This is a genomic window from Paracoccus wurundjeri (genome assembly GCF_030678915.1).
In the GTDB taxonomy this organism is placed as follows: domain Bacteria; phylum Pseudomonadota; class Alphaproteobacteria; order Rhodobacterales; family Rhodobacteraceae; genus Paracoccus; species Paracoccus onubensis_A.
Window position 1 is genome coordinate 42,399 of the sequence record NZ_JAUUTZ010000031.1, and the last position, 9,933, is coordinate 52,331.

At 62.8% G+C, this 9,933-nt stretch carries 9 protein-coding genes; 4 read left to right on the forward strand and 5 right to left on the reverse strand.

Annotated features, from left to right (window positions below; translation table 11 throughout):
- Window positions 1-20: 20 nt before the first annotated feature.
- From Q0601_RS21470 to Q0601_RS21485, 4 genes are read left to right on the forward strand one after another with little or no spacing between them, the layout of a single operon-like run.
- The gene (locus Q0601_RS21470) at window positions 21-1,568 is read left to right on the forward strand and encodes an ABC transporter substrate-binding protein (RefSeq protein ID WP_305291966.1); all 1,548 of its coding nucleotides are present in this window, start codon (window positions 21-23) and stop codon (window positions 1,566-1,568) included.
- On the forward strand, window positions 1,565-2,566 hold the full coding sequence (locus Q0601_RS21475; RefSeq protein WP_305291967.1) for an ABC transporter permease: 1,002 nt from the start codon (window positions 1,565-1,567) through the stop codon (window positions 2,564-2,566). The genes Q0601_RS21470 and Q0601_RS21475 overlap by 4 nt, the downstream gene beginning before the upstream one ends.
- 3 nt (window positions 2,567-2,569) lie before the next feature.
- Complete coding sequence (locus Q0601_RS21480; RefSeq protein ID WP_305291968.1) at window positions 2,570-3,340, forward strand: ABC transporter permease subunit; 771 nt, start codon at window positions 2,570-2,572, stop codon at window positions 3,338-3,340.
- A complete protein-coding gene (locus tag Q0601_RS21485; protein ID WP_305291969.1) occupies window positions 3,337-4,734 on the forward strand; it encodes an ABC transporter ATP-binding protein in 1,398 nt (465 codons plus the stop codon). The genes Q0601_RS21480 and Q0601_RS21485 overlap by 4 nt, the downstream gene beginning before the upstream one ends.
- On the opposite strand, the gene Q0601_RS21490 is transcribed toward Q0601_RS21485, so the two are convergent.
- From Q0601_RS21490 to ptsP, 5 genes are all read right to left on the reverse strand, one after another.
- On the reverse strand, window positions 4,735-5,277 hold the full coding sequence (locus Q0601_RS21490; RefSeq protein WP_305291970.1) for a gamma-glutamylcyclotransferase: 543 nt from the start codon (window positions 5,275-5,277) through the stop codon (window positions 4,735-4,737). It lies immediately after the preceding gene.
- Window positions 5,277-6,446 carry an acyl-CoA dehydrogenase family protein gene (locus Q0601_RS21495; RefSeq protein ID WP_305291971.1) on the reverse strand — a complete coding sequence of 390 codons (1,170 nt, stop codon included), beginning with the start codon at window positions 6,444-6,446 and terminating at the stop codon, window positions 5,277-5,279. The genes Q0601_RS21490 and Q0601_RS21495 overlap by 1 nt, the downstream gene beginning before the upstream one ends.
- Before the next feature lie 32 nt (window positions 6,447-6,478).
- Window positions 6,479-6,895 (reverse strand): acyl-CoA thioesterase, encoded by a 417-nt coding sequence (locus Q0601_RS21500; protein ID WP_305291972.1) that lies wholly within the window; start codon window positions 6,893-6,895, stop codon window positions 6,479-6,481.
- A 23-nt stretch (window positions 6,896-6,918) separates the two neighbouring features.
- A complete protein-coding gene (locus tag Q0601_RS21505) occupies window positions 6,919-7,575 on the reverse strand; it encodes a prephenate dehydratase (protein WP_305291973.1) in 657 nt (218 codons plus the stop codon).
- A 226-nt stretch (window positions 7,576-7,801) separates the two neighbouring features.
- A complete protein-coding gene (gene ptsP, locus Q0601_RS21510) occupies window positions 7,802-9,745 on the reverse strand; it encodes a phosphoenolpyruvate--protein phosphotransferase (RefSeq protein WP_305291974.1) in 1,944 nt (647 codons plus the stop codon).
- Window positions 9,746-9,933 lie beyond the last annotated feature (188 nt).

Sequence of the window (9,933 nt, forward strand, 5' to 3'; positions counted from 1 at the left end):
CAATCCGCAAAGAAAATAACATGCACATTCTCCGAACCGTTCTTCTGGTGCTTGCAACCATGCTTGCCTCTCCGGCGCTGGCGCAAGGCGACAGGCCGCTGGTGATCACGGATACCCGTGGCGATCGGGGCATGCTGGCGCCCTATGTCCATGCACGCAACGGCATTGCCTATCTTTACACCAGTTATGTCTTCGACAGCCTGATCGCCCAGAACGCAAAGGGCGAACTGGTTCCGGGCCTTGCGGAAAGCTGGACCCTGTCCGAAAACGGCCTGACCGCCGATCTTCGGCTAAACCCCAAGGCATCCTGGCATGACGGCCAGCCGGTCACTGCGCAGGACGCAGCATTCACCTTTTCCTATATGGCACAGAACCCCTATCCCTTCGCGTCCATCGGGAATATCGATCGGGCCGAGGCCATATCCGATCACCATCTGCGACTGACACTGAAAAAGCGGGACGCCGGGCTGTTCTCGGGCCTGTTGCTGGCCTTGCCGGTTCTGCCCCGGCATATCTATTCCTCGCAGACGGATCCCGGGCATTTCGCTTCTCCGGCAGCCGCGACCGGCAGCGGGCCTTATCGGCTTGTCGAGTATGACAAGGCGCAGGGGCGATATGCCCTGAAGGCCAACCCCGATTATTATCGCGGCAAGCCCCTATTCGACGCGTTGATGATCGTCACGATGTCCGACGATGCCGCCCTTCAGGCGTTGAATAATGGCGAGGTGGACGTGATTTCCTATCTGCCGCCAGAGCGGGCAGGCGATGCCAAGGCGGCGGGACGGCAGGTGGTCGCGGCACGCAGCGGCCATGTCGTCAAAATCGGCTTCAACCATGAAGAAATGTTTGCCGATGCGGACATGCGGCAGGCACTGGCCTATGCGCTGGACCGGCAGGCGATACTGGATATCACATCGGCCCGCGGGGAAGCCGCGCTGGCGGATACGGGCTATTTCCAGTCGGGTTCGCCCTGGCGGGAAAACGTGGCGGATCCGGCCTATGCCCATGATCCCGGACACGCCGCCGATCTGCTGGAAAAACAGGGGCTGACCCGTGGCGCCTCCGAAAAATGGCAGCGCGACGGGGTTCCGGTCACGCTGAGGCTTCTTGCCGATGGCGCACAGGCGCGGGTCGCACAGGTCGTCACCGATCAGCTCGAGGCTTTCGGTTTCACGGTTGACCTGCGGCTGATGGAACAGGCCGCATTGCAGGCGGTTCCGACCGGGGGCGATTACGATCTGCTGATTTCATCGACCAGCACAACCGGAGATCCAAGCGATATCGCAAACCGGGTCACGGGGCAGTCATGGAACGCCGACCGCTATCATGGCGATGGAAGGCTGGACGCGATCCTGAAGGAGGCAGGACAATCCGCCACGCCGGATGAGCGCCTGACACATCTGCACGAGTTTCAACGGCTTTATGCCAGGGAACTGCCTTCGCTGATGCTGCTGGATCCGGTCATGGCGACCGCGCATAATGACCGGGTGGACCTGAGTTTCATGCCGGATGGCGCATTGATCGGCATTCCGACGACCATAGACAAATCGGCCTTCGTCACGGAATGACGGCCGGGGCAATTCCGATATCGGGCAGGGCATGGGCCGCCGCGCTACTTTGGGGACTGGCGGCGCGGTTAGCTGTGCTGATGCTGGTCGTTCTGGCGGTCTTTATCCTGCCCCGCCTGCTGCCCGGCGATCCGCTGGGCGTCATGCTGTCTTCGGATTACACGCAGAACCTGTCAGAAGCCGAACTGGCCGAGTTGCGCGCGCGCATGGGACTTGCCGGCGGCTGGGCCGAGCAATTCGGCGCATGGCTAAGCGATCTGCTTCGGGGGGATCTGGGTTATTCGGCGACACATGCCCGGCCGGTGGCCACGCTTATCGGTGAAAGCCTGCCCTGGACCCTGTTTCTTATCCTTGGAGCAATGCCGGTCTATCTTGTCCTTGCGGCACTGGCCGGTACCGGCGCCGGCCGGGCAGCGGGCGGCAGGTTCGATCGCGGCCTGACCGGCTTCGTGACCGTATTGGCAAGCATCCCGCCATTCGTCACGGCAGTCCTCTTGATGCTGGGCCTTGCGATCCTCTGGCCCGTCTTTCCCGCCAGCGGCGCATTGCCGATGTTTCCCTCTGACCGGCCAATGATCCGAACGGGTCAGATCGCTCTTCATGCGATCCTGCCGGTCACGGCACTGGCATTGCATGAATTCGCCCGTTTCTACTATCTCGCCCGTGGAGAAGCGGCTGTATTGGCGCATCGCCCCTTTGTTCTGAACGCTGTCGCGCGCGGCCTGCCGCCCCGCCGGCTGCTGGCGGAATATTACGGCCGCAACATATTGCCGATCTTCGTCGCCCGGCTCAGCGATTCGGTCTCGGGGCTGGTCAGTGCGGTGGTGATCATCGAGATCGTCTTTTCCTATCCGGGCATCGGCGGCCTGATCTATGGCGCGATTCTGGACCGGGATTACACATTGCTTCAGGGCACCACCATCGCCGTGGCAGCGGGCCTGCTGGCGCTCAACTGGCTGATCGATGCAGCCGGCACAGCACTGGCCGGGCGGGGCTGAGCCATGCGGGTGCTGTTCGGTCTTGCCGCCGGTCTGCTGCTGCTTCTGGCGGCGCAACCGCTGATGCCCGCCTACCGCAGCAGCCGCGACGTGCTTGCCCCTCCGGGGCGCGGGCATCTGCTGGGCACGAACGATATCGGGCAGGATGTGCTGACAGGATTGTTGCATGCGACGCCAAATACCGTGCTGATGGCACTTGCCGCCGCCGCGGTGGCCACCGCAACAGCACTGATCATTGCAGGGGTGGCGGCCGCGGCGAGCGCCACGATCCGAAACATGATCCTGCGGCTGGTGGATGCCGTGCAGGTAGTGCCTTCGATACTGGTGCTGCTTTTCCTCGGGACATTGATGCAACCGGGTCTTGCCGGACTGGCGCTGCTTTTGGGGCTGACAAGCTGGCACGAGGATGTCCGGGTCGCGCTGGCGATGCTGCGCCGCGAATTGCAGCGCGAGAATGTCCGTTTCGCGCGGCATATGGGTGCAAGCCGGACCTATTGCCTGCGCCGGCATGTGATGCCCGCGATCCGGCCGGCGCTGGCGGCGCTGTATATCCAGAATATCCGTCAGGTCACCTTGCGCGCCGCCGGGCTGGCCTTTCTGGGCCTGACCGATCCCCGCCTGCTGACCTGGGGCGGCATGATGCAGGATGCGATGGATTACCTGTATACGCCAGCGTGGCTCTGGCTGTTGCTGCCGCCTGCCCTCGCACTGACGTCATTCCTGCTGATCATGCTGCTGCTGACCGAAAACGACCCCGCCGAGGCACGGGCATGATCTGCGTGCGCAATCTGTCTTTGTGGCGGGGCGATCAGGCGATCCTGCGGGATATCTCGCTAGAGATCGCATGTGGCGAAACGCTTGGGCTGATCGGCCCGTCGGGAAGCGGCAAGACAAGTCTGGCGCGGATGATGCTGGGCATTGTTCCGCGCAGGGCCGGATGGTCGGGGCAGATCGTCGTGGACGGTTTCGATGTCCTGCGCGCACCGGCGTCATGCCTGCGCAGCTTTCGCAGGCATGACGCCGGAATGATCGTGCAGGCCCTTGCGGATTCACTGAACCCGCATCTCACCGTGGGTCAGCATCTGCGCGAAACCGGGCAGGATCCGCATCGGGTTTGTGCAGATTTCAATATCCCCGCCAGCTTGCTGCCCCGCCTGCCCCGCAACCTGAGCGGCGGAGAGATCCAGCGTGTTCTGACCGCGCTGGCGCTGGCGAAATCACCGCGTCTGCTGCTTCTGGACGAACCCTCTGCCGCACTGGATCCCGCCAATCGCGACTGGGCCCGGCGGTGCTTTGTCGAAGGGGCCGGGGAAAGGGCGCAGCTTCTGATCTCGCATGACCTGAAGCTTGTGCGTCAGCTAGCCGATCGTATCGCCGTTATGCGCGCGGGCGAACTGGCCGAGATCGGCCCGGCACATGTGCTGGACGCACCCCGGCATCAATGCATCCGCAAATTTATGGATCCTGCCACAAAGCCTGCATTTTCGATCCCACCCACCGCGCCGCGACAACCCGGGACAGGCGGCCTCATCATATCGGGGATTTGTCATATGATCGGCAGGGAACCTCTGCTTCGAAACATTTCGTTGCAAGTCCCTGCGGGGCAATGCCTTGCCGTATTAGGTCCAAGCGGCAGCGGAAAATCCACGCTGGCGCAGATACTTGCCGGGTATATTGCGCAACCGCAAGGCAGAATTCGCTGGCAGAACGGTTCCCGTCGTCCGAGAGTCGCATTGATCTCGCAACATCCGCATCGTGCGATGGCCGCGCATTTCCCGGTCAGCGAGGTATTGGCCGAAGCCTTGCGCCTTGCCGGGGACAGGCCCGAAGCTGTGCGCATCGGTTCTTTGCTGCGCGATATCGGTTTGCCGGACACGCCGGAATTCCGCGCCCGCCGCACGGCGGATCTGTCCGGAGGCGAGGCGCAGCGGCTGGTCGTCGCACGCGCCATCGCATTGCGCCCCGACATCCTTGTCGCCGATGAACCCACATCGGCACTGGATCCGGTAAACCGCGACCAGTTGCTTGGCCTGTTCAACCACCTGAAACACGAGCGCGATCTGACACTGGTCCTGATGACCCATGACCGGATGGCAGCGCAGGCCGTAGCGGACCGTATCGGTCATCTGAAGGACGGGCGGCTGCATCCGGGCTGGCCGGATGGCTGATCAGGCTGCACCGCGCAATCGCCGCACCTCGTCCGACAGATGCTCGATCTCGGGATCCGAGATCCGCAGATGGCGCAGCCGCTCGGCGGTATTCCACAGATAATCGCAGTTCGGCCCCTTCTCGCCCGTGGCGCGCGCGATGATTTGGGCCTGTTCCTGCACGGGCATGAGACAATAGGAATCATGGGCGCCGTTCACGACATACGTCACCGCATCGACCTGACCGCCCTGCCGCAGCGACAGCGTGACCCGGATTTCCCGATAGGCGGGGCGGGCAAGCTCACGCGCCCGAAGCGACGCCAGCGCCGCCTCTTCCTGACCGGCAGGCACGGCCAAAGCCAGCCCTTCGCAATATCGCCCCGGCGCTTCGTCCAGCGCCAGTACCAGACCGGGCTGCTCACGTGTGCCACGGTAATGCTGCGACTGGATGCAGAAGCGCCGCTGCCAGCCTTCGAGCCTTGCAGGAAGTTGCCGGGAAGGCCGAAAACCCGGGTCCCAGATAAGAGAACCATATCCGAACACCCAAAGCGTTCCGGTTTCCATCAGACCGCCACCCGCATCGTTTCCACCTGTTGCGCATTCCGGCGCAGGCGCGTCATCTGCCCCATGATATTGCGCCGGTGCATCTCGTCGGTACCGCCGACCGAGGCAAAGGCCATCGCATCGCGCAGCAGGTCCGATACCGGTCCAGCATGATAACCGTCGCTGCCATGCAACCGGACCAGATCGACCGCCGCATCGACCACCGTGTCGGCCCCGGCGATCTTGGCGATCGAACAGCTCATCGCCGCGGCCGGATCGCCGGTCAGAAGCTGATGCAACGCGCCATAGGCAGTCCAGCGCGAGGTCTCGATACCTATGCGGATATCGGTGAGTTTCTTCTGGACATATTGGTGATCAAGGATCGGAACGCCAAAGGTCTGCCGCTGCTGCGCATAGTCCAGCGCCTCATTCAGGGCCGGTTCAAGAAGCCAGCCGCCCACCAGCCCATAATAAAGCCGCCCCAACGAGACGATATTGACAAGATGCCCAAGCCCCCTGCCCGGCTCGCTCAGCAGATCCCCGTAATCAAGCCGCATGTCATCGAAATCCAGCCGTCCCGTCGGCAGATCGGCATTGCCAAGCTTGCGATCCACCGCGCCTGCCGTCAGCCCCGCCCGATCGGTATCCACCAGAACCAGCGAGATCCCCTGCCGGTCCTGCCCGGCCAGCTTGCAGACGATCAGCACCATGGTCGAAATCGGTGCATGAGCGATATTATGTTTCGCGCCGTTCAGCACGAAGGTCTCGTTCGGGCCGGGCGTCAGGATCGAACTCGTCGCGCGGACATCCGTGCCGGATCCGGGATCGGCGATTGCCGTAGCACTCAGTTCCCCGGCAAGGATACGCGGCAGGAAACGCGCCCTTTGCGCCTCGGTGCCGTAAAGTTCAAGCGCCCGCACCATGCCCGCCTGACCGATCACCGACAGAACCAGCCCGGGATGGCGGATGGTCGAGGCCAGCCCTTCCAGTGCCGCGGTGAAATTCCACCAGTCGATCCCCTGACCGCCATAGGCCGAGGGCACGACCATATGCCACATTCCGGCCCGAACAAGGTCGTCCCATCGGCGCCTGTCGAACTCTGCCGGTGCCGGATCGTCCCGCTCCGCCTGACCGATCCGGGCATATTTCGCGCGGATCATGGTCTGCGCCTCGTTCCAGTGCATTTGCATAGCTGCCACCTCCGGAAAGCCGAATCGGGAAATCAGGCGCTTCCCTGATAAGTCGCAACGGCGGATTTGAAGTCGTCGGGGACCGGATAGGTCTTCTGCGCCTCGTAATCGAACATCACATGAACCGAAGCCGCCCGCGCGACCTCGCGCGCGCTGTCATCGGCCAGCCGCATCACATGCTCCATTTCGAAGCTCTTGGTTCCGAATCTGGTCACCCGGCTCAGGACATTGATCCTGTCGCCATAGATCGCCTGCGAGACATATTCGCAGGAGGTGCGGACCATGATATGCGGCAGTTTGCGATCCTTGGGCAAGCGCAGCAGATCGTGCATATATTCCAGATAGGCGGATTGCAGATAATCATAATAGATCGGACTGCTGACATGGCCCATGGAATCGGTGTCGCGATAACGGATTTCGATCTCGGTCACATATGGTTTTTCGTCCATCTCGTCCTCTGGTTTCTGACGGGTCATAAATGTGCGCGGCAGCATGTGGCGGCGGGGGACAGGGTGTCGCGGGCGGCCGGGCCGTGAATGGTAAAGCCCATCGGAACGGGGCCATAGCGATGCAGGACGCGCAGCCCATGCCGGTCCGCCGCCGCAAGCGTGGTGATGCATCCCTCGGCCCTGCCACATGCGCATTCCTGCGCGGCCAGCGCGGTGCTGGCGACAAAGCGCCGCTGGATCCGCTCGGGCAGCAGGGCTTGCGGGGCGGGATGGGTGACGCAAATCCTCGGCTCGGTATCCCTGCCCGGCGGAACGGCCATCACCATCTCGTCCGTGTTCATGATGAACAGATCAAGCAGCCGCATGGTCCGGACATGGGTATACATGACCGAATGAAGATCGGGATATGCCACGACGCCAAGCATGACCTCGGCATCGCAGACCGCCACTTCGGTGGCTGCCCGCTCGATGCTCTGATGAAGCACGATCGGAGCGTCGAGAGCAAGGCGATCAACCCAGAACCGGGCCGCCTTTTCGCAATTCGTGCCCTGCGGGCCAAGCGTGTGAACCTTGCGAACCCAGGCGAAGCGGCGCGAGCGGCGCTCCGGCGAGGAAAGCTGGGGAGGATATATGTCGGATTCCCGGTGATCCAGCGGCTGCGCGAGCCTTGGTCCCTCCATCTAGGTGTCCCCCGAATGCGCTGATATGCGCAGATCAAACACCACTGACATGCCCGATACAAATCGGAATTCCTGATGGATGACCCCCGCCAATCTGAGGGGAATCGCGGTTGGTTTCGAACCCGGCGCCCAGCCTGTGGATACGGGCGCATTTACTGACATTGAAGGTCAGTATTAACCGGGCGCCCGGGAAGTCCGGCCTATGGGCGATCCTGTCGGGCCTGCCTCAAAAACGCGTAATTGCCTGCTTTGTGCGTGGAATCGATGTGGAACTCATTGACAGTTCCGTTACCCCGTTCTCGATGAAAAACCCTGTCAGATCCTGACGCGCCGCGGCTTCACCACAGACGCCGATCCAGATATTGGCAGCCTTCGCGGCCTTGCAGGTGGCGGAAATCGCGCGCAGCACCGCGGGATGTTCGGCACGGTTGAGGCTGGCGACTTTTGGATTCAGACGATCCGCCGCCATCACATATTGCGTCAGGTCATTGGTGCCGATCGAGAAGAAATCGACCTGCTGCGCCAGTTCCGCGGCAAGAAAAACCGCCGCCGGGGTTTCGATCATCACGCCAAGCTCGAACGTGCCGAAGGCGGTGCCCTCCGGTCGCAATTCGTCCCGGCATTCCTCGAACAGTCTGCGAACTTCCCGAACTTCCGAGCCGTCCGCAATCATGGGGATGAGCACCTTGACATTGCCGACGACCGAGGCCCGCAGCAGAGCGCGAAGCTGAGGCTTAAAGATATCCGGCCGCTCCAGACACATGCGGATCCCGCGCCATCCCAGAAACGGGTTGTCCTCATGTTCGAAATCGACGCCCGTGATCGGTTTGTCGCCTCCGATATCCAGGGTCCGGATCACCACCGGATAAGGGGCGAATGCCTCGGCAAGGCGTGTATAGACCTCGGCCTGCTCATCCTCGGTCGGCAGGGTCTTGCGCTCCATGAACAGAAATTCGGTCCGGAACAGGCCGACCCCCATTGCTCCGGCCTCAAGCGCCGCCGGGATTTCGGCCAGGCTTCCCAGATTTGCCGCGACCTCGACCCGGATGCCCGCAGAGGTGACCGGCTCGACCGTCCGATATGCCTCGAGCGCCTTCTTCTCGGCGGCTTCCCGCGCGATCGCATCATTCAGCCGCGCACGGGTCGCCGCGTCGGGATCGATGAAAACCTGCCCCGCCGCCCCGTCCAGCCCGACGGTTTTGGAACCCGCCAGTCGCTCCGCCGAAATCGAAGCCCCCAGAACCGCGGGGATGCCATGGGCACGCGCCATGATCGCGACATGCGAGGTCGCCGCGCCCTTGCGGCAAACGATCCCGGCGATATCAGCCATATTGGCCCGGGCCAGATCCCAGGCGGTGATCTCATCGGCGACAATCACCGATCCCGACTCCACATCGGCAAGCGAGACATCCGCCTGCCCGATCAGGGCCAGAACGATCTGACGCGTCACGCTGCGCATATCCTCGCCGCGGGCGCGGATATAGGGATCGTCCATCGCCTCGAAACTCTCGGTCAGGCGCGTTCCCACCGACATGGTCGCACTGGCGGCATCCTGACCGCCACGGATCGCGGCCTCGATCTCATCCGCGAATTCCGTATCCTGCGCGACATCGATCAATGCATCGATAATGGCATTCGTATCGCTTTCGGTCCCGGCACGCTCCTTGTTCCGGGCAAAGGCGGTCGTGACTCCGGACACCGCATCCCGATAGCGCGAAATCTCGGCTTCGGCATCGGAAACAGCCTGCGGTTCGATTTTCAGGACAGGCGGAAAGAATGCGAAGGAGGGGCCGTAGCCGGTTCCCTCACTCGCGGCGATACCGGCAATCCCGTGGGAACCGTCATCCTCCGGCCCCGCCTTCGCAGCGGACGCATTTGCAGCGCCGCCGGTTTTTGGCAGGGCGATGTCCCCGGCAGCCGGGTTCTGCAGGAAGGTGGATAGCGCCGAAAGCGCGTCCGGCGCATCCTCGCCCTCGACCCGCAATGTCGCCTCGTCATCTTCCTTGATCCCAAGCAGCATAAGCTTCACCGCACTCTTGGCGCTTGCCGCCTGCCCGTTGCAGGTGATCGTGATTTCGGACGCGAAACTCTTCGCCAGTTTCACGAATTGGGTCGCGGGGCGCGCATGCAGCCCATCCCGTACCCTGACCGCGAAGGTCCGTTCCATCATCGGTTTTTTCTCCCAGATCAGGTCGGGCCGGTCAGAACGCCGCGCCCGCCCCTCCTTCTTTGTCCAAATACCTCGGGGGTCCCGGGGGGAGCCCCCCGGGGGTGGCCCGCGCCCCCCCCCCGGTTGAAAAAAACTCCCAGGGTGTAACTGGACGGGAAAACGCCCGCGGACCCCGTTGCTTGCCCCCA

What these genes read in the sequence shown, in the direction of transcription:
- Q0601_RS21470 (WP_305291966.1), top strand. Translation starts at nt 21, where the DNA reads ATGCACATTCTCCGAACCGTTCTTCTGGTGCTTGCAACCATGCTTGCC.
- Q0601_RS21475 (WP_305291967.1), top strand. Translation starts at nt 1,565, where the DNA reads ATGACGGCCGGGGCAATTCCGATATCGGGCAGGGCATGGGCCGCCGCG.
- Q0601_RS21480 (WP_305291968.1), top strand. Translation starts at nt 2,570, where the DNA reads ATGCGGGTGCTGTTCGGTCTTGCCGCCGGTCTGCTGCTGCTTCTGGCG.
- Q0601_RS21485 (WP_305291969.1), top strand. Translation starts at nt 3,337, where the DNA reads ATGATCTGCGTGCGCAATCTGTCTTTGTGGCGGGGCGATCAGGCGATC.
- Q0601_RS21490 (WP_305291970.1), bottom strand. Translation starts at nt 5,277, where the DNA reads ATGGAAACCGGAACGCTTTGGGTGTTCGGATATGGTTCTCTTATCTGG.
- Q0601_RS21495 (WP_305291971.1), bottom strand. Translation starts at nt 6,446, where the DNA reads ATGCAAATGCACTGGAACGAGGCGCAGACCATGATCCGCGCGAAATAT.
- Q0601_RS21500 (WP_305291972.1), bottom strand. Translation starts at nt 6,895, where the DNA reads ATGGACGAAAAACCATATGTGACCGAGATCGAAATCCGTTATCGCGAC.
- Q0601_RS21505 (WP_305291973.1), bottom strand. Translation starts at nt 7,575, where the DNA reads ATGGAGGGACCAAGGCTCGCGCAGCCGCTGGATCACCGGGAATCCGAC.
- ptsP (WP_305291974.1), bottom strand. Translation starts at nt 9,745, where the DNA reads ATGATGGAACGGACCTTCGCGGTCAGGGTACGGGATGGGCTGCATGCG.